Here is an 18,592-nt window from a genome sequence, read left to right as displayed (position 1 = left end):
CTCACCACCCATTCACCAGGTTGTCGCGGATCTGGGCTAGCGTGGGTTGCACACTGTCTTTCGGTGACAACAGCGGTGCCGTCAACGGCCACTCTATCTCCAGCGCGGGATCATTCCACAGCAACCCGCTTTCATCGGTCGGGTCATAGTAATCGGTACATTTGTATTGGAAATCGGCCGTTTCACTCAGTACGCAGAAACCATGGGCAAATCCAGGCGGAATGTAAAACTGGACCTTGTTTTCTCCTGTCAGCAAGACAGATTCATGCTGACCAAAAGTAGGAGAGTCTGGCCTTAAATCGACGGCAACATCAAATACACGGCCCTGGGTCACAGTGACCAGTTTTCCCTGTGGCTTGGTTTTCTGGAAATGCAGACCGCGCAGTACATTTTGTGTAGAACGCGAGCGGTTGTCCTGGACAAAATCCGGCGTGATTCCGGCGGCCTTGTAACGCGCTTCCTGGTAAGTTTCATAAAAGAAACCACGCTCATCGCCAAACACTTTCGGCTCAATAATCAGCAGGTCTGCAATTTTTGTTTTGATTACATTCATGTCGACATCTCTTATTTGATCAGACTCAACAAATACTTGCCATAACCGGTTTTCACCATGCTGCTGCCAATAGCCTTGATTTGGTCACGGTTCAACCAGCCATTGTTAAGCGCAATCTCTTCAAGACATGCGATCTTGAATCCCTGACGCTTTTCAACGGTTTGCACGAACTGAGAAGCTTCAATCAGAGAGTCATGGGTACCGGTATCAAGCCATGCGAAGCCACGGCCCAGCTGTTCTACCTTCAGCTGGCCACGATCCAGATATGCTTGGTTGACGCTGGTGATTTCGAGCTCACCACGCTCAGACGGCTTGATGCTCTTGGCGATCTCGATGACGGAGTTGTCATAGAAATACAAACCGGTGACAGCCCAGTTCGATTTCGGTTTTATCGGTTTTTCCTCAATGGACTTGGCACGGAATTCTTCATCGAATTCAACGACGCCAAAACGCTCGGGATCCATGACCTTGTAACCGAAGACGGTGGCCCCTTCCTGATTGGCTATCGCCTTTTGCAACTGCTTGCCGAAGGCCTGACCAAAAAAGATATTGTCGCCAAGCACCAGGCAGACGCTGTCCTGGCCGATGAACTCCTCACCCAGAATAAAGGCTTGGGCCAGTCCGTCCGGTGACGGTTGAACCGTGTATTGCAGATTGATGCCGAACTGCTCACCGTTGCCAAGCAGGCGCTGGAAACTTTCCGAATCCTCGGGCGTCGTGATGATCAAGATATCCTTGATACCTGCCAACATGAGCACGGAGAGGGGATAGTAAATCATCGGCTTGTCATAAATCGGCAGCAGTTGCTTGGAAATGCCACGCGTGATGGGGTGAAGACGAGAGCCTGAACCACCTGCCAGAATAATGCCTTTCATTACTTCTTCTCCCCGTACTGCTTATCGATCCAGGACTGATAGGATCCACTCTTCACGTTGTTGACCCACTGCTGGTTATCCAGATACCACTGCACTGTCTTGCGGATACCGGATTCAAAGGTTTCTTGCGGTTGCCAGGCGAGCTCGGCGCTCATCTTGCTGGCGTCAATGGCATAACGGCGGTCATGGCCAGGGCGGTCGGTCACATAGGTGATTTGATCGCGGTAGGAGCCGGCCTTGGGCACCATTTCATCCAGCAGATCGCAGATGGTATGAACGACTTCCAGATTCTGTTTCTCGTTATGACCTCCAATGTTGTAGGTCTCGCCGATGACACCTGTGGTGACCACGGTATAAAGCGCGCGGGCGTGATCTTCCACATAGAGCCAGTCACGGATCTGGTCACCCTTGCCGTACACCGGCAGCGGTTTGCCATCTAGCGCATTGAGGATAACCAGCGGGATCAGCTTCTCGGGGAAGTGGTACGGGCCGTAGTTGTTGGAGCAGTTGGTGACGACGGTCGGCAGGCCGTAAGTACGGCGCCAGGCGCGCACCAGATGGTCACTTGAAGCCTTGGAGGCAGAATAGGGGCTGCTGGGGGCATAAGGGGTAGTTTCGGTGAAGAGCGGCAGTGCCACACCGGGGGCCACTTCATCCGGATGGGGCAGATCGCCATACACCTCGTCGGTGGAGATATGGTGGAAACGGAAAGCCGCCTTGCGTACCTCGTCCAGGCCGTTCCAGTAGGCGCGAGCCGCTTCCAGCAGCATGTAGGTGCCGACGATATTGGTTTCGATAAACTCGGCGGGGCCGGTGATGGATCGATCGACGTGGCTCTCGGCGGCCAGGTGCATCACGGCATCCGGCTGGTGCTGGTAAAACACCCGGTCCAGTTCGGTGCGGTTGCAGATATCCACCTGTTCAAAGGCATAACGTTCACTGTTTGCGACACTGGCCAAGGATTCCAGATTGCCCGCATAGGTGAGTTTGTCGAGGTTGATCACTGAATCTTGAGTATGTTGAATAATATGGCGAACAACAGCCGAACCGATAAAACCGGCACCGCCGGTTACAAGGATCTTCATTGAAAGGTTCCCGATTGCGATCTAATGAAAAGGAAAGATTTTTGGTTAGGGTTTGCTACTGTGCATCACTCTGGCTGGTTTTTTTCTTCATAGGGCAAAGTGATTGCGCTGAGTTCACAAATGCTTAGACCCACTCAACGAAATTCGTTGGGTGATGTTTGTCTGTCTGCATGCAGAAAGACTCTCAAAGCAAGAGGATTAACGGAGATGAACCAACGCAAGATTGAAATGGATAAATGATCACGCTACCGCCCGTAGGTTACAGCTCCCAACATGCTGCTTTTAACCTGATTGTGCGCGCTGTTGGTCATCATATCCTCCAGCTTCTTCTTTTTGCGGATGTCTCACAATGGCGTTACATCACATTACTCAGCCAAGGATTCCTGGCGGCGACATTGTACACATCTTGGGCAACCGAGAGCCCCAAACCCGATTTGGGCCAGATTCTATCTCGTTTGGCGCAGGGATTAATAGTCAAAACCGCAGAAAACCTCTCGTACGATAGGGCTTCAAAAAAGCAACTAATTCGACCTGCCGACTTTTCCTGTGCAATATCCTCCTTTACACATCCCCAGAAGTTGCTCACGAACGCCCCTAAAAGCAATAAAATTCAATTTATTCATATGATTACAAACACATACAAGTAGTCCAAGATAACCGGTGCCAAACTGTAACGACTAACACTGCTGCAACAGTACAGTGAGCCCCCATCCCCACCAGTGCGATCAGAACAGTCGCAAGTAGTCACCAATGGAACCCCGGCAGTCCTCATCTGATTCGACAGCATGACTCACAATAAAGTACGAAAGGCATGGCTGCCGATACAAGGACGGGTAGAGGAGACAAAGGCTGGCATGATTCAGTCCCGATACAGGGGGGTCAAGTAGGATCCGCATTGACTCTCCTTCTTGTTGACCCTCTAATTGACAGCCCGGACCCTTATCATCATGCATCTTATGAAAATCCTACTGGTCGAAGACGACAAGCTGCTCAATCACCATCTCTCCACGCTGTTGACCGAGGCCCAGAATCAGGTTCACAGCACGGACAATGCCCAGGTGGCGCTGCACTATGCGACCGACTACCCCATCGACGTGGCCATCATCGATCTCGGCCTGCCGGACATGGACGGCCTGCAGCTCATCAGCCGCCTGCGCGAGCAGCAGATCCCCTTCCCTATCATAGTGTTGACCGCGCGGGGCAACTGGCAGGACAAGGTGGAAGGGCTGGAAGCCGGGGCGGACGACTACCTGGTCAAGCCCTTCCAGAAGGACGAGCTGCTGGCCCGCCTCAATGCCCTGGTGCGCCGCAGCGCCGGTTTCATCTCCCCCAGGGTGAAGGCGGGTGACTACGAGCTGGATCTCTCCCGCAAGGAGCTGACCATCGCCGGCGAAGTCACCGTGCTCACCAGCTTCGAGTATCTGATCCTGGAGTACCTGATGCGCAACGCCCGCCAGGTGGTCTCCAAGCAGCAACTGCTGGACCAGCTCTACGGAGATGGCGAAGGGGATCCCAACACCATAGAGGTGATGGTGAGCCGACTGCGCAAGAAACTGGATCCGGAGGGGCTCATCCAGCCCATTTCCACCATCCGCCGCCAGGGTTACATCTTCAACCTCTCCTGCAGTTGATGCCCCTTGCCATGCTGCACCCCATGACACTGATCCGTCGCTCACTGCACCTCAAGCTGATGCTGAGCGCCATGCTGGTCATCGCGCTCATCATGGCCTTCTCCGTCTATATCCTCTACCTCGGCCACGCCGAGGAGCAGGCCCAGAAAGCCAGCATCCGTATGCAGGAGAACCTATCCAAGCTGTTCTCCTCCAAGCAGCCGGAGCCCCACGCCATCACGGATCTCGGCGGCCTGACCCCGGATGCCATCGACCCCAATCTCGACACCCTGATCTGCCGCTCCGATGGAGAGCTGAGCTGGTCCAGCCTGCACATGCCCGAGGTGATCACCATCAAGGAGACCATCTGCCGGGATTTGATGAAGTACCTTGGGGGCCTGGATCAGGACTATTTCTTCAAGCTGCACACCATCAAGAATGGCGAGAGCTACTTCATCTACAGCCTGCGCTTCCTGCGCAACCACGGCGACGGCCCCACGACCTACTACGTGGTGATGGTCGATTCCGCCAAGCGCTACCAGGCCCAGACCCGGGACTATCTCTACCGGTGCATTCGCCAGGCCTTGCTCGCCTACAGCCTGCTCGGCGCCCTGCTGCTGCTCACCAGCTTCTGGAGTCTCTCTTCCCTGCGCACCATGGCGCGGCAGATAGACGAGATCCGTGCCGGCACGCGGGAGGCGCTCTCCAAGGACTACGAGCGGGAGTTGACGCCGCTGACCGAGTCGGTCAACCAACTGCTGGAAAACGAGCGCCAGCAGACCCAGCGCTATCAGCATGCGCTCAACGATCTCGCCCACAGTTTGAAGACCCGGCTGGCCCTGATCCAGATCACCGCCCAGGAGCTCAAGCTCGGCCACGACATCCATGACAACATCAGCGAACAGATCACCACCATGGACCAGATCATCCAGTACCAGCTGCGCCGCGCCGTCACGGGTCGCAAGCGCCTCGCGAGCAAGGGCACCGAGCCGGTACCGCTCATCGAGAAGCTGCTGGCCAGCCTCGCCAAGGTCTATCGCCACAAGAAGCTGCAGACCGGCTTCCAGTTCGATGACGATGTCTTCTTCCACGGCGAGCAGGGCGATCTGATGGAGTTGATGGGCAACCTGCTCGACAACGCCTGCAAGTTTGCCATCAGCGAGATCCGGGTCCATGTCGGCCACCAGGACAACGGCCTGCTCATCGTGGTGGAGGATGACGGCCCCGGCATCGCCCCCGGCAAGTCGCAGCAGATCTTCCAGCGCGGCGTCAGGGCCGACAGCTCCCCGGGCCAGGGGATAGGGCTCGCCGTCGTCACCGAAATCGTGCACAGCTACGGCGGCAAGATCCGGGTGGATGAGTCTCCCCTCGGCGGCGCCCGCTTCCATATCACCCTCCCCTGACAGATCGGGGCCAGGCCAGTGCCTGGCCCCTGCCGCATTCGGGCATCGCCATCCCGGCGCTCACCTTCTCCCACCCTTTCCCCTGTGCTGCCCGGCGATGCCTGGCCGAGGGCAATGGTGCTGACAAGTTGCCTCCCATCAGAAACCGACGGGCCTCTCCCCTCACCCCCTGCTCGAGCAGAAACGACGGGCATAAAAAAACCGGCCGCGAGGGCCGGTGAAACAGTTCAGGCTTGTCAGGTGACAATTCGCACCCAGCGGATGAAGACAGCTTCCAATTCCCTGTGAAACCCTGTCCTCTTGAGTACGTGAGCCTACTCTACGCCAGGGCCACTGAATCAGGGCTGAACCGCGATGAAATCGTTTCCCTAGCCTGTCAGAGACGGATCCCGAGGGACTGACGCAGATAGGCGCCCGCACCGAGCAGGCCCGGACCTTCGTGGGTGATGAGGAACACGGGGATGTCCTTGAGGTAGGACTTGAAGCGCCCCTTGTCCTCGAACGCCACCCGGAAACCGGAGGCGATAAAAAACTCCTGGAAGCGCGGTACTATGCCGCCGGCGATGTAGACGCCGCCGAAGGTGCCCATGTTGAGGGCCAGGTTGCCGGCAAAGCGCCCCATCAGCACGCAGAAGAGGCTCAGGGTACGGCGACAATCCAGGCATTCCCCCGCCAGTGCCCGCTCTGTGATGTCCTTGGGTTCGAACGCCTCGGGCTCCCGGCCGTCGGACTTCACCAGCCCGCGGTACAGGTTCACCAGACCCGGACCGGAGAGGAAGCGCTCGGCCGACACATGGCCCAGCTCGCCGCGCATCACCTGCAGCACCGCATCTTCCTCTTCCGTGTTGGCGGCGAAGTCCACGTGCCCGCCTTCACCCGGCAGACTGAGCCACTGTTCGCCGGCCTGCACCAGGTGGGCGACCCCGAGGCCGGTGCCTGCGCCATAGATGGCGATGGGCTTGCCGGCCACCGGGGCCGCGCCGCCCAGCTGGATGCGATCAGCCTCTGTCAGCACGGGCACCGCCATGGAGACGGCAGTGAAGTCGTTGATCACCTGCAGGCGATCCAGGCCCAGATTGGCCTGCATCTCGCTGATGGAAAACTCCCAGCTGTGGTTGGTCATGGCGACCCAGTCGCCGTTGATGGGACAGGCGATGGCGATGCAGGCCTCGCCCACCTTGGCGCCATGTTCTTCCAAATAGAGGCGCACCACGGCCTCCAGGCTGGGGTGGGCCAGCCCTGAATAGGTCTTTGCCTGGGAAATGGCGCCGGTCGCCAGCTCGCAGAGGGCCAGCCGGGCATTGGTACCGCCTACGTCGCCCACCAGCGCATGGGTATGCTGCATAACAAACTCCTTCGTTACCGACTCGGGGCGGCCCTTACCGTCCCGACCTTGTTATTTGGCTGCAATACTACTCGAGGCCGCTTCCCGGCGGCGCGTTTTATGAATGCAACTGTGCGCCCGCTCACAGTGTTGTTGCTTTGCAACATTTGTAAGCGTTTTCAAGGGCGGAATGGAAGTTTGTAACTAAAAACACGAAATAATTAGACATGAGTCATACTTTGTATGGACGAGATTAGTTCCGATAAGCGCTTGTCTTGTATAGTCATCGCGGAGATTGGAAACCTGCTTGAGCTGTGAATTTAGTGCACAGACACTGAAGTTAAATTACAAAAATGCCTGGTGGTAATGATGAATACCCTCGATAAAATTACGAACAATTTGGAAAGTTTCAGTAAATCAGAGCGTAAGGTGGCGGAAGTGATCCTGGCGTCGCCCCAGACCGCCATTCACTCCAGCATCGCCACCCTGGCCAAGCTGGCGGATGTCAGCGAACCCACCGTCAATCGCTTCTGCCGTCGCCTCGATACCAAGGGCTTTCCCGACTTCAAGCTGCACCTCGCCCAAAGCCTGGCCAACGGCACCCCCTATGTGAACCGCCACGTGGAAGCGGAAGACGGGCCAGACACCTATACCGCCAAGATCTTCGAATCCACCATGGCCTGCCTCGATGCGGCCAAGAACAGCCTGGACATTTCCGCCATCAACCGCTGCGTCGACATCCTGACCCAGTCCAAGAAGATCAGCTTCTTCGGCCTGGGCGCCTCTTCCGCCGTGGCCCGCGATGCCCAGAACAAATTCTTCCGCTTCAACATCCCCGTGGTGAGCTTCGAGGACATCGTCATGATGCGCATGAGCTGCATCAACAGCAGTGAAGGGGATGTGGTGGTGCTGATCTCCCACACCGGCCGCACCAAGGCACTGGTAGAGATCGCAGCCCTGGCCCGTGAAAACGATGCCACCGTCATCGGCATGACAGCCAAGGACTCCCCCCTGGCCCGCGAGTGCAACCTGGTGCTCTCCATGGACGTGCCGGAAGACACCGACGTCTACATGCCCATGGCGTCCCGCATCGCCCAGCTCGCCCTGGTGGACGTGCTGGCCACCGGCTTCACCCTGCGCCGTGGCATGAAATTTCGCGAAAACCTGAAGAAAGTCAAAGAAGGTTTGCGCGAATCCCGCTTTGATACCCCGCATAATTCCTGAATCATTCGGGGGTCCGCCCCCGACTGTCTAAGCCACCGGGCTTGGTGTAGTATCGTAATTCAATGACACAAGGCCACCCAGATGGCCTGCAAGCAGGCGCCATGCCACACGCTTGACGGGGCAGTATTTCAAGTCATATCAACTTCACATCGGAGTCTTTCATGCCAAGACGAACAAAGATTGTAACCACACTCGGTCCGGCGACCGATCGCGACGGCATCCTCGAGGGGATCATCCGCGCCGGTGCCGACATGGTGCGGATGAACTTCTCTCACGGCACTCCTGAAGATCATATCCAGCGCGCCAACCAGGTGCGTGAAATCGCCGCCAAGCTGGGCCGTCATGTGGCCATCATGGGTGACCTGCAAGGCCCCAAGATCCGCGTTTCCACCTTCAAGGATGGCAAGGTCTACCTCGCCATCGGTGACAAGTTCATTCTCGATGCCGCCCTCGGCAAGGGCGAAGGCTGCCAGGAGCAGGTCGGCATCGACTACAAGAGTCTGCCAAACGACGTGGTGGCCGGCGACATCCTGTTGCTGGACGACGGCCGTGTGCAGCTGAAGGTCGAGCAGGTTGAAGGCACCCGCATCCACACCACGGTCACCGTGGCCGGGCCGCTCTCCAACAACAAGGGGATCAACAAGAAGGGCGGTGGTCTCTCCGCGCCGGCCCTGACCGAGAAGGACAAGGAAGACATCAAGACCGCCGCCCGCATGAACGTGGACTACCTGGCTGTCTCCTTCCCCCGCAGCGGCGATGATCTGCGCTACGCCCGCGAACTGGCCCGAGAAGCCGGCTCAAACGCCAAGATCGTGGCCAAGGTCGAGCGTGCCGAGACCGTTGCCAGCGACGAGGCGATGGAAGACATCATCCTTGGCTCCGACGCCGTCATGGTGGCCCGTGGCGATCTCGGCGTCGAGATCGGCGATCCCGAGCTGGTTGGCGTGCAGAAGAAGCTGATCCGCCACTCCCGTCGCCTGAACCGGGTGGTGATCACCGCGACCCAGATGATGGAGTCCATGATCAACGCCCCGCTGCCGACCCGTGCCGAAGTGATGGACGTAGCCAACGCCGTGCTGGACGGCACCGATGCGGTGATGCTCTCCGCCGAGACCGCCGCCGGCCAGTTCCCCATCGAGACCGTGACCTCCATGGCCAGCGTCTGCGTGGGCGCCGAGAAGCACCCTAGCCTGAACGTCTCCAACCACCGCATGAGCTATACCTTCACCTCGGTGGAAGAGGCCGTCGCCATGTCCACCATGTACGCGGCCAACCACCTGGAAGGGGTCAAGGCGATCGTGGCGCTGACCGAATCCGGCACTACCCCGCTGCTGATGTCCCGCATCAGCTCCGGCCTGCCGATCTTCGCCATGTCTCCCCACAACAAGACCCTGGCATGGACCAACCTCTACCGTGGCGTGACCCCGGTACTGTTCGACGGCGACGAGAGCAAGCCGGTGTACGAGGTGTGCCGCGAGGCGCTCGACGTGCTCAAGGCCAAGGGACTGGTCCAGAGCGGCGACATGGTGCTGCTGACCCATGGCGACAAGATGGAAACCGTGGGCAGTACCAACACCTGCAAGGTGATGATGGTCGAGTAATCGCTCGCCTCGACATCGACAAAAACGGCTCCTGCGGGAGCCGTTTTTTATGGCGTCATACCCGATTCAACCACGAAACAGCTCCACCTTGTCCCCATCCTGCAGGCTGCCTGCCCCGCGCACCACCACCCGGTCCCCCAGCTTGAGCGCCCCGCTCACCGCCACCTGCCGGTTGTCGCCAAACAGCACGGTCACCGGCACCCGGTTCACGGTCAGCGCCTCGCCGCGCTGCTCCACCTGATAGACCACGCTCCCCTCGGTGCCGAGCACCAGGGCATCCCGTGGCAGCAGCATGGTCTGCTGCTCCCCCAGCGGCAGCGCCACCCGCACCGGCGAGCCGATGATGAAACTGCCCGGCTCGGGCCTGAGGCGCAACTCGATGAGCCGCGACTTGGGATCGGCGCTGGCCGCCCGCTGGTAATAGGTGGCGTGGCTGCTGATCTGCTCCCCCTCGACCCGCAACCTGGCCTGATCTTCCAACTGACTGGCCCAGACAATGGGGGCCCTCAGCCGGATATCCGGCTGATCCGGATTGACCAGCTCCAGCGCCTGCTCCCCCGCATCCACGTGCTCGCCGGGCTGGATGAAGTGCTCGTTCACCACACCATCGAAGGGGGCGAAGATGTGGGTCCTCTGCAGTTGCGCCTCGATCTGGCGCACCTGTACCCGTGCCAGTTGCTCGGCCAGTTCGGCCTGCTCCACGTCGTAGCGCGCCTTGTCGTACTGACTCTGGGAGGCGCTCTTCTGCTGGTGCAACCGATCCAGGCGCTGGAACTCGGCACGTGCGTAGCGCAGGTTGCTTGCTTCTCTGGCCTGTTCTGCCCGTGACTGTTCAAGGGAGAGGCGCAGGGTGGCCGCGTCCAGGCGCAGCAGCTCATCCCCCTTGCTGACCCGGCTGCCGAACTCGGCAACCCACTCCACCCGTCCGCTGACCTCGGCGCTGAGCGCCGCCTGCTGACGGCTCGCGACCGTGCCGCTGACCCAGATGCTGGCCCCCGCCTCCCCCTGGGCCACCTCCGCCAGGGTCACCATCTTGCTCTGCGCCTGCGCGGGCAACGCGCCCGCCAGCAGCAGGGCACCCACTGCCATCCTTGTGAACACAGGTTTCATTGATGAGCTCCTTGCTCAGGCCCGCTGCCGGATGGCATGCGGCGCGTCGACCCGCTCACCCAGCCTCAGGAAGGCAGGCAACAGGATCAGGGTAAACAGGGTGCTGCAACTCATGCCACCGACGATGACGGTAGCCAGCCCCCGGTAGATTTCACTCCCCTCGCTCGGGCTCAGCATCAGCGGCAACATGCCGAAGATGCTGGTGAGGCTGGTCATGGCGATGGGGCGCATCCGGCTTTGCAGGGCATCGGCCACCGCCAGCTGGCGACTCATCCCCTCTCGCTCCGCCGTGCGAGTCTGGTGTACCAGCAGGATGGCGTTGTTGACCACCAACCCCAGCAGGATGACGAAGCCAATGATGGTGAGCAGATCCATTGGCAGCGGCACCAGCAATCCGCTCAGACGCAGCGCCAGCACACCGCCGACGGCGGCAAGGGGCAAGGTCAGCAGCACCAGCACGGCATCCTTGAGGGAGGCGAACACTCCCCACAGCAGGATGAGCAGGATCAGCACCGCAAACAGGAAGATGCTGCCCAGGTTGTCCAGCGCCTGCTGCAGGCTGTCGGCATTGCCGGCGATCTGCAGCTCCCCGCCAGCCGGCAGTCTGGGTCTGATGGTGGCAAAACTCTTGCTCTGCAGGGTCTCCAGCACCTGCTCCATGCTCATGCCTTCCGGTGGGGTGATCATGAGCTGGATGCTGCGCCGGCCATCGGCCCGGAAGATGCTCTCCGGCCCGAGAGCAGGCTCCACCCGCAGCAGTTCGCCGAGGGGGACGATGCGCCCGGATGGGGTCGCAAGCGGCACCGCCTTGAGTTCATCCGGATTGGCCGAGCTCTGCCCTATCAGCAGGATGTCCAGCCGGTCTTCCCCATCGAAATACTCACCGACCCGCAGGCCGTCGCCGAAGGTCTGGATGATGGTGGGCATGGGGGTGCGATCCCAGCCTACCTCGGCCAGACGCCTGTCTTGCGGCACCAGCCTCAGCTCGGGGGCGGTGAAGTCGAGACCTGGCTCTGGCCTGACCTGGGCCCCCGGCAGGTCCTTTTGTACTATGGCCATGCTCTCGCGGGCCGCCTGATAGAGCTCGGGCAGGGTGCCCCCCTGAATAAGCAATGAGATGCTGTTCTCGCTGTCGAAGCCGCCAAACAGGGAGCCCTGGCCGCCGAAGACCCGGGTGTCCGGGATATTGGTGAGCAGCTTGTCCATCAGCAGGCGCTCGAGCACCTTGATCCGGGTCTCGTCTCTGGGACGCACCCCGATCTGGGCGCCACCCGGGTAGCGCAAGATGTAATAGTTCTTGAGGGCCGGCTCCTTCTCTCCTTTCATGTAAGAGTCGAGGCGGGCGATCAGGGTATCGATCACCTCCTCCCTCTGGGCTTTGGGGTTGACCCCCGGGGTGAAGCTCATCCAGACGTCGATGGCATCACGTTTCACGTCCGGCAGGTAGTTCATCTTGGGCAGCAGCAGCCAGCTGGCCAGCACGGGCAGGCTCATCATCAGGATGATGATGGTCCAGCGCCGATGGGGAGTCGCTGTCCAGCGGATCACGTGGCGGGTGGTGCGCCGCCAAAGCCCGTCATAGGGGTCGACCAGTCGCTCGCGCCCCATCCAGCGCGCCGCCACGGCGGGCAGTACGGTCACAGCCACCATCATGGAGACGGTCACGGCGCAGGCGATGGTCAGCGCAAGATCGGCAAACAACTGCCCTTCCACGTCGTTGAGCAAGAGCACCGGTAAGAAGATGGCCACCGTGGTCAGGGTCGAGGCCACCAGCGCCGTCCACACCCGGCTGGTGCCTTCCAGTGCCGCCTCCGCCTTGCTGACATCCCCCGGCTCGGTGCGGCGATAGATGCTCTCCAGCACCACGATGGCGGCATCCAGCACCATGCCGACCGCGAAGGCGATGCCGGCGAGGGAGATGACGTTGAGGGTGCGCCCCATCACCTTGAGCAGACAGAAGGTGAGCATGATGCTGATGGGGATGGCAATCGCTATCATCAGGGTCGCCTTGAGCTGGCGCAGGAAGACCCAGAGGATGGCGCAGGAGAGCAGCACCCCCAGCCCCAGGTTGGCGGTGACCATGCCCACCGCCCGGTTGATGTAGAGGGAGGCGTCAAACGACTGCTCCATGTGCAGGCCGACCGGCTCCAACACCTCACGGTTGAGCTCCCCGACCTTGGCCTTGATCCCCTCCAGTGCCGCCAGGGCGTTGGCGCCACTCTCCTTGAAGATCTGGGCCACGATGGCGGTGTTGCCGTTCTGGATGCGCAGTACCGGGTTATCCTCTCGGGCCAATCGCACCTCGGCCACGTCCCGCAGGTAGATGGGCAGGCCGTCGCGCCAGTCCACCACCTTGTCCCCCAGCGTCTCCACATCGTAGCGCCCGGCGAAGCGCAGCTTGTACTCCCAGCGGCCGATGTCGAGGGTGCCGGCGGAGACGTCCCAGTCGGTGCTGGCCCGACTGGCGAGCACCGGGATCTCCACCCCCAGCTCGGCGGCGCGGTAGGGGTCGAAACGCACCTGGATCTGGCGCTCGTTGATCCCCTCTACCTCCACGGTGGAAACCCCGGGGATCCGCTCCAGCTCCGGCTTGACCCGCGCCTCGATCAGCGCCTGATGATCGTCGATCACCCCCTTGGCGCCGGGCAGTTGCTGGATGAAGAAGAAGGTAAGGGTGTCGTTGCTGCTGTAGTTGTTGACGTAGGGGCCGTCGATCCTGTCCGGCAGGCCGGAGACCCGGTTAAGCCGCGAGATGACGTCGAGCTGGGCCCGCTGCATGTCAGTGCCGAGAGCAAACGCCATGTTGATCTCGGTGAAGCCGGGGTAGCTGTTGCTGCCGATGCTTTTCAGCCCCTGCACCCCCTGCATCTCCTGCTCGATGGGGTCGGTTACCTCCGACTCCATCTCCTGGGGCGAGGCGGAGCGCCAGCTCACCGAGATGTTAAGGTGGGGACGGTCTATGTCGGGGAACAGCTGGATCGGCAGCCCCCGGATGCTGAGCAGGCCCAGCACGAAAATAAGCACGACCGAGACCGCCACCCAGATGGGGCGTTCGATCGCCGTTTTGGCGAGGTTCATTCACTCTTCCTGAGTTGTTGTTATCGGCCATTCCGCTGGCCTTGCTTCCTGCCCCAAGGGTGGGGGCCATTGCATTAAACTGGAATTAATCGGCCTTGTAAATGCCTGGTTAAACAACAAAAAAACCGGCCACATGGGCCGGTTCTGCAATCGAGCATCAGACTCAGGCGGCGTGCACCGCCGGGGCCGGTTGAGACAGCCCTTCCAGCTCGCCCGGGGCGAAGTTGTCCACCTGGATCGCCTCGTAGCGCAGGGCATCGGCGGCCAGCAGCTTGTCCGCCTCCTCCTTGCCGAGGATGGACTGGGACAGGGCCGCGGCCACCAGCTCCGGCAGGGCCATCTTGCGGGGCAGTTTGCCCTCTTTCTGGGCCTGCACCAGCTTCTTCTCGATGGGCTGCACCGCCACCATGGCCTGGAAGGCACGCTCCATCAGACCAACAGGGTCAGCGTCATCCTTGCCCACGTAGCAGAGCGCGGTCAGACGATCGCGGAACTCGCCCGGCGTCATCATGGCCAGACAGATGGCGTGGCAGCGATCGTCCGCCGGCATCTTGTAGCCCACACCGAACGGGAACACCACACGCTTGAGCACGGCACCGACCACCTTGTTCGGGAAGTTCTGGAAGAAGCCCTCGAACGCCTTGCCGATGAGGTAAAGATTGCGCTCCACCGCGTACTGCACGAACGGCAGATCCGAGACCATGCGACCCTGATCCTCGTAGTGCTTGAGGGTCGCAGAGGCCAGATAGAGGTGGCTCAACACGTCACCCAGACGGGCGGAGATCATCTCCTTGCGCTTGAGATCGCCACCCAGCATCAGCATGGACACGTCGGCACACAAGGCCAGCCCTTTACTCATGCGAGAGAGCTGCTTGTAGTAGCGGGCGGTTTCGCCTCCCACGGGAGCATTGTTGAACTGCCCCAGGGTCAGCCCCTGGAACAGGGCACCGAAGAAGTTACCGGTGCCGAACGCGATGTGCTTCATCAGCAGGGCGTCAAACTTCTCGAGGCCACGTTCCACGTCGGTGTCGGCGGCGGCTTCCAGCTCGGCAAACACGTAGGGATGGCAGCGAGTGGCACCCTGCCCGAAGATCATCAGGTTGCGGGTCAGGATGTTGGCCCCCTCCACCGTGATCGCGACCGGAATGCCCATGTAGGCGTAGCCGGTGTAGTTTTTCGGGCCGAGCTGGATGGCACGACCGGCATGGATGTCCATGGAGTCATCCATGATCTGGCGCGCCATTTCGGTCATGTGGTACTTGGAAATCGCGGTGACGATGGCGGGCGCCTGACCGAGATCCAGGGAACCTGCCGTCATGCGACGGGCCCCTTCCAGTTGGTAGGTGAGACCACCGATGCGGGCCAGCGCCTCCTGCACCCCTTCAAACTTGCCGATGGACATGCCAAATTGCTTGCGCACATAGGAGTAGGCGCCCACGGTGCGGCTCGCCATGTGGCCACAGGCGGTACCCAGGGCAGGCAGCGAGATGCCGCGACCGGCGGAGAGGCATTCGACCAGCATGCGCCAGCCGCGACCCGCGTATTCAGGGCCACCGATGATCCAGTCGAGCGGGATGAACACATCCTTGCCGAAGGTCGGACCATTCAGGAACGCCAGCCCCATGGGGTAGTGGCGATCGCCGACCCGCACACCCGGGTGGTTGGTCGGGATGAGGGCACAGGTGATGCCGATCTCTTCCTTGTCACCCAGTAACTTGTCCGGATCGTACATCTTGAACGCCAGACCCAGCACGGTGGCGCGCGGTGCCAGGGTGATGTAGCGCTTGTTCCAGTTCAGGCGAAGCCCGAGGACCTCCTCCCCCTTGTACATGCCCTTGCAGACGATCCCCTTGTCCGGGATGGCGCCCGCATCGGAGCCCGCTTCCGGACCGGTCAGGGCAAAGCAGGGAACTTCCTTGCCGTTGGCCAGCCCCGGCAACCAGAAGTCCTTCTGGGCCTGGGTGCCGTAGTGCATCAGCAGTTCACCCGGGCCGAGGGAGTTCGGCACCATGACGGTGACCGCCACGCTCAGGCTCTTGGTGGCGATGCGAGTGACGATGGTGGAGTTGGCAATGGCCGAGAACTCGCGGCCGCCGTAGGATTTCGGGATGATCAGGGCGAAGAAGCCTTCTTTCTTCAGATAGTCCCACACCGGCTCCGGCAGGTCTTTGGTCTCGTTGACGATCTTGAAGTCGTCCACCATGGCGAGCAGGGTCTCGACCTGATTGTCGATGAAGGCCTGCTCCTCGGCGCTCAGTTCGGCCTTGCCGTAACCATGCAGTTTCTTCCAGTCCGGGTTGCCGCGAAACAGCTCGCCATCCCACCAGACGGAGCCGGCTTCCATGGCCTCCCGCTCGGTGGCCGACAAGGGCGGCAGTATCTTCTTGAAGATGCCGAACACGGGACGGGTTACCACCTTTTTACGGATGGCGGGCACGCCGAGCACTACGGCTATCGCCAGCACCAGCAGGACAAGCAATGTGATCATACCGAAGTTCCTTCTATTTCACTGTTTCCGTTGATTATTGTTAGGTGTTACACGGCCAGGGAGAGCCTGGTCGACTCCACGGGCGCCCCGACACCGGACGCCAGATAAGGAATAACGTTGCGCACCAGCCCTTCCACATCGAGCTGCTGGCCAAAATCGGCCTGGGCGATGTCACGCAGGGCATCGGCGGAAGCCATGGTGAACACGACGGTGCCCAGGGTGAAGTGCAGGCGCCAGAACAGATCCGCCGGCGACAGGGCCGGGTTGGCCTTGGAGATCGCCTGGGTGATCCCGTGCAGGGTCGCCCCGTAGTGGGTGGTGATGAAACGGCGCAGGTGGCCCTGACTGTCGATGTAACCGCGCCCCAGCAACTGCATGAAGAGCGCCGGGCCGTTGGCCCGCACCGCCACCAGCTTCATCAGGGGATCGACAAAGCTCTCGAACACCTGCAGCAGGGTCAGCTGCTCCTGCACCATCAGGGTCTGCAGGCGCGCATCCAGCGCCGGCATGAAGATACTCAGGTAGCGATCGAGCACCGCCTGGATCAGCTCCTTCTTGGAGCCGAAGTGGTAGTTGACCGAGGCCAGGTTCACATCGGCCTCGCTGGTGATCAGACGCAACGAGGTATCGGCGAATCCCCGCTCGGCAAACAGCACCTCGGCGGCATCGAGAATACGGTTTTTGGTATCGATTTTACTCACTGGACACCTCACTTAAACGAATGTTTAAAAAGTACGTTTCACGCCCAGTCATGTCAAGAGAATGTGAACAGGTGTTGGCGAAATGTTTTCAACCAAAAAAGCGGGAACAAGATGGGAACTTAGCGGCCAGGTCGGACTCTATATCTATGCCACTGCAATTAAACATTAAGTCTCGCCCAACTTGCGCCATGCTAGTTGGGCATTTTTTTATCCGGGTGGCGGCGAAGATTGCGGGCAAAAAAAACCGTCGCAGGGGCGACGGTGGGGAAAAGTGAGTCGAATCATCCAGTTTCGACTCATCGATGAGAGTTCAGGCTTGCATCGATGGGGCTATGCTCGCAGACAAAGGTGGTCAGACTTTGTCAGTCCTGGCGTAATTTGTGACAAAGTATGGCAGGCCGCCACATGGCCCGAGTCCGCCAATTTTGCTATGCTGGCGCCTCATGCCAGAGGGGAGAGAAGATGAAGTATACGGTCGATACCCACACGCACACCGTCGCCAGCACCCACGCCTACAGCACCATTCACGATTACCTGCCCATTGCCAGGGCCAAGGGGATCAAGCTGTTCGCCACCACGGATCACGGCCCCGACATGGCCGATGCCCCTCACTTCTGGCACTTCGTCAACCTGCACGTGCTGCCGCGGGTGGTGGACGGGGTCGGCATACTGCGCGGCATCGAGGCCAACATCAAGAATATAGACGGCGACATCGACTTCCCCGAGCGCTACGAGTCGCGCCTCGACATGATCATGGCCGGCTTCCATGAGCCCGTGTTTCCTCCCTGCGATCAGGCCACCCATACCCAGGCCATGATCAACGCCATCAAGAGTGGCCGCGTCGACATGATAAGCCACCCGGGCAACCCGGCTTTTCCCATCGACATCCAGGCCGTGGTCAGGGCTGCCGCCGAATACAGGGTGGCGCTGGAGATCAACAACTCCTCCTTTAGTCACTCCCGTCCTGGCAGTGAGGGCAACTGCCGCGCCATCGTCGAGGCGGCGCGCGACCTCGGTGCCTATCTCACCTTCGGTTCAGACTCCCACGTGGCCTTCAGCCTGGGAGATTTTGACCACTGCCATCGGCTGGTGACCGAGGCCGGCTTCCCCGAGGAGCGGATCCTGGCACGCTCCCCCCGCGCCCTGCTCGCGTTTCTCGAGAACCGTGGCCGCGCCCACATTCCGGAATTCGTCGATCTCTGAGGTGTACCCGTAACTCCATGAGCAGGCTCATAAAAACAGCCCAGTCTCATTGACTTGCCAACACATTTTCGGGAATCTAACGACAAGCCGGTATAGCTCAGTTGGTAGAGCAGCGCATTCGTAATGCGAAGGTCGCAGGTTCGACTCCTGTTTCCGGCACCAGATAGATGAGAAGGCTCGCAGCGATGCGGGCCTTTTTCTATTTCAGCCTGGGCAAGCCTGGCGTTCGCGAACCGGGCCTGCGCTCGGCAGCGAAGTGTCCAGAAGAGGCGGCCATTTACACATAAAAACGGGGCGAACCCTGCGGTTCGCCCCGTTTTTGTCACATTGTCAGCAA

Annotated in this window: 13 protein-coding genes and 1 tRNA gene; 6 read left to right on the top strand and 8 right to left on the bottom strand. The window is 60.2% G+C overall.

All coding sequences use genetic code 11. The annotated features are described in order from the left end of the window. Position 1: 1 nt before the first annotated feature. From rfbC to rfbB, 3 genes are read right to left on the bottom strand one after another with little or no spacing between them, the layout of a single operon-like run. Entirely contained in the window at positions 2 to 553 is a 552-nt protein-coding gene (gene rfbC / locus KI797_RS06880) for a dTDP-4-dehydrorhamnose 3,5-epimerase (protein WP_226172191.1), read from the bottom strand. An 11-nt stretch (positions 554 to 564) separates the two neighbouring features. Further along, positions 565 to 1,428 carry a glucose-1-phosphate thymidylyltransferase RfbA gene (gene rfbA, locus KI797_RS06875; protein WP_226172189.1) on the bottom strand — a complete coding sequence of 288 codons (864 nt, stop codon included), beginning with the start codon at positions 1,426 to 1,428 and terminating at the stop codon, positions 565 to 567. Beyond that, positions 1,428 to 2,513 (bottom strand): dTDP-glucose 4,6-dehydratase, encoded by a 1,086-nt coding sequence (rfbB, locus tag KI797_RS06870; RefSeq protein WP_226172186.1) that lies wholly within the window; start codon positions 2,511 to 2,513, stop codon positions 1,428 to 1,430. Before rfbB ends, rfbA begins: the two co-directional genes overlap by 1 nt. Positions 2,514 to 3,469: 956 nt before the next feature. Between rfbB and KI797_RS06865 the strand changes: the two genes are divergently transcribed. Both KI797_RS06865 and KI797_RS06860 read left to right on the top strand, forming a co-directional pair. Next, a complete protein-coding gene (locus tag KI797_RS06865; RefSeq protein ID WP_010675337.1) occupies positions 3,470 to 4,144 on the top strand; it encodes a response regulator in 675 nt (224 codons plus the stop codon). A 23-nt stretch (positions 4,145 to 4,167) separates the two neighbouring features. Continuing rightward, positions 4,168 to 5,526: an ATP-binding protein gene (locus KI797_RS06860; RefSeq protein ID WP_080560554.1), complete on the top strand. Its 1,359-nt coding sequence runs from the start codon at positions 4,168 to 4,170 to the stop codon at positions 5,524 to 5,526. Between the two features lie 376 nt (positions 5,527 to 5,902). On the opposite strand, the gene glk is transcribed toward KI797_RS06860, so the two are convergent. Next, positions 5,903 to 6,871, bottom strand: a complete 969-nt coding sequence (gene glk / locus KI797_RS06855) for a glucokinase (RefSeq protein WP_210538691.1) — start codon at positions 6,869 to 6,871, stop codon at positions 5,903 to 5,905. A 348-nt stretch (positions 6,872 to 7,219) separates the two neighbouring features. Between glk and KI797_RS06850 the strand changes: the two genes are divergently transcribed. Both KI797_RS06850 and pyk read left to right on the top strand, forming a co-directional pair. Then, positions 7,220 to 8,074: a MurR/RpiR family transcriptional regulator gene (locus KI797_RS06850; RefSeq protein WP_171276452.1), complete on the top strand. Its 855-nt coding sequence runs from the start codon at positions 7,220 to 7,222 to the stop codon at positions 8,072 to 8,074. 161 nt (positions 8,075 to 8,235) lie between these two features. Further along, positions 8,236 to 9,675: a pyruvate kinase gene (gene pyk, locus KI797_RS06845; protein WP_042649695.1), complete on the top strand. Its 1,440-nt coding sequence runs from the start codon at positions 8,236 to 8,238 to the stop codon at positions 9,673 to 9,675. A 66-nt stretch (positions 9,676 to 9,741) separates the two neighbouring features. Here pyk and KI797_RS06840 read toward each other — a convergent pair whose 3' ends face one another. From KI797_RS06840 to KI797_RS06825, 4 genes are all read right to left on the bottom strand, one after another. Further along, positions 9,742 to 10,785: an efflux RND transporter periplasmic adaptor subunit gene (locus KI797_RS06840; protein ID WP_226172182.1), complete on the bottom strand. Its 1,044-nt coding sequence runs from the start codon at positions 10,783 to 10,785 to the stop codon at positions 9,742 to 9,744. Between the two features lie 15 nt (positions 10,786 to 10,800). Further along, entirely contained in the window at positions 10,801 to 13,863 is a 3,063-nt protein-coding gene (locus KI797_RS06835) for an efflux RND transporter permease subunit (protein ID WP_226172179.1), read from the bottom strand. Between the two features lie 163 nt (positions 13,864 to 14,026). Next, positions 14,027 to 16,351: an acyl-CoA dehydrogenase gene (locus KI797_RS06830; RefSeq protein WP_226172176.1), complete on the bottom strand. Its 2,325-nt coding sequence runs from the start codon at positions 16,349 to 16,351 to the stop codon at positions 14,027 to 14,029. Between the two features lie 47 nt (positions 16,352 to 16,398). Continuing rightward, a complete protein-coding gene (locus tag KI797_RS06825) occupies positions 16,399 to 17,052 on the bottom strand; it encodes a TetR/AcrR family transcriptional regulator (protein WP_025327582.1) in 654 nt (217 codons plus the stop codon). A 462-nt stretch (positions 17,053 to 17,514) separates the two neighbouring features. Between KI797_RS06825 and KI797_RS06820 the strand changes: the two genes are divergently transcribed. Both KI797_RS06820 and KI797_RS06815 read left to right on the top strand, forming a co-directional pair. Next, complete coding sequence (locus KI797_RS06820; protein WP_226172175.1) at positions 17,515 to 18,255, top strand: phosphatase; 741 nt, start codon at positions 17,515 to 17,517, stop codon at positions 18,253 to 18,255. Between the two features lie 86 nt (positions 18,256 to 18,341). Then, a tRNA-Thr gene (locus tag KI797_RS06815) sits at positions 18,342 to 18,417 on the top strand. The last annotated feature ends 175 nt before the right edge of the window (positions 18,418 to 18,592 follow it).

Origin of the sequence: Aeromonas media (assembly GCF_020423125.1) — a bacterium.
Lineage (GTDB): Bacteria > Pseudomonadota > Gammaproteobacteria > Enterobacterales > Aeromonadaceae > Aeromonas > Aeromonas media.
This window is presented reverse-complemented; position numbering and strand designations above follow the sequence as displayed.

Excerpts from the sequence above, each read along its gene's own strand:
- glk (WP_210538691.1), bottom strand. The coding sequence starts at position 6,871 with ATGCAGCATACCCATGCGCTGGTGGGCGACGTAGGCGGTACCAATGCC.
- KI797_RS06860 (WP_080560554.1), top strand. The coding sequence starts at position 4,168 with ATGACACTGATCCGTCGCTCACTGCACCTCAAGCTGATGCTGAGCGCC.
- rfbB (WP_226172186.1), bottom strand. The coding sequence starts at position 2,513 with ATGAAGATCCTTGTAACCGGCGGTGCCGGTTTTATCGGTTCGGCTGTT.
- rfbA (WP_226172189.1), bottom strand. The coding sequence starts at position 1,428 with ATGAAAGGCATTATTCTGGCAGGTGGTTCAGGCTCTCGTCTTCACCCC.
- pyk (WP_042649695.1), top strand. The coding sequence starts at position 8,236 with ATGCCAAGACGAACAAAGATTGTAACCACACTCGGTCCGGCGACCGAT.
- KI797_RS06865 (WP_010675337.1), top strand. The coding sequence starts at position 3,470 with ATGAAAATCCTACTGGTCGAAGACGACAAGCTGCTCAATCACCATCTC.
- rfbC (WP_226172191.1), bottom strand. The coding sequence starts at position 553 with ATGAATGTAATCAAAACAAAAATTGCAGACCTGCTGATTATTGAGCCG.
- KI797_RS06830 (WP_226172176.1), bottom strand. The coding sequence starts at position 16,351 with ATGATCACATTGCTTGTCCTGCTGGTGCTGGCGATAGCCGTAGTGCTC.
- KI797_RS06840 (WP_226172182.1), bottom strand. The coding sequence starts at position 10,785 with ATGAAACCTGTGTTCACAAGGATGGCAGTGGGTGCCCTGCTGCTGGCG.
- KI797_RS06835 (WP_226172179.1), bottom strand. The coding sequence starts at position 13,863 with ATGAACCTCGCCAAAACGGCGATCGAACGCCCCATCTGGGTGGCGGTC.
- KI797_RS06850 (WP_171276452.1), top strand. The coding sequence starts at position 7,220 with ATGAATACCCTCGATAAAATTACGAACAATTTGGAAAGTTTCAGTAAA.
- KI797_RS06820 (WP_226172175.1), top strand. The coding sequence starts at position 17,515 with ATGAAGTATACGGTCGATACCCACACGCACACCGTCGCCAGCACCCAC.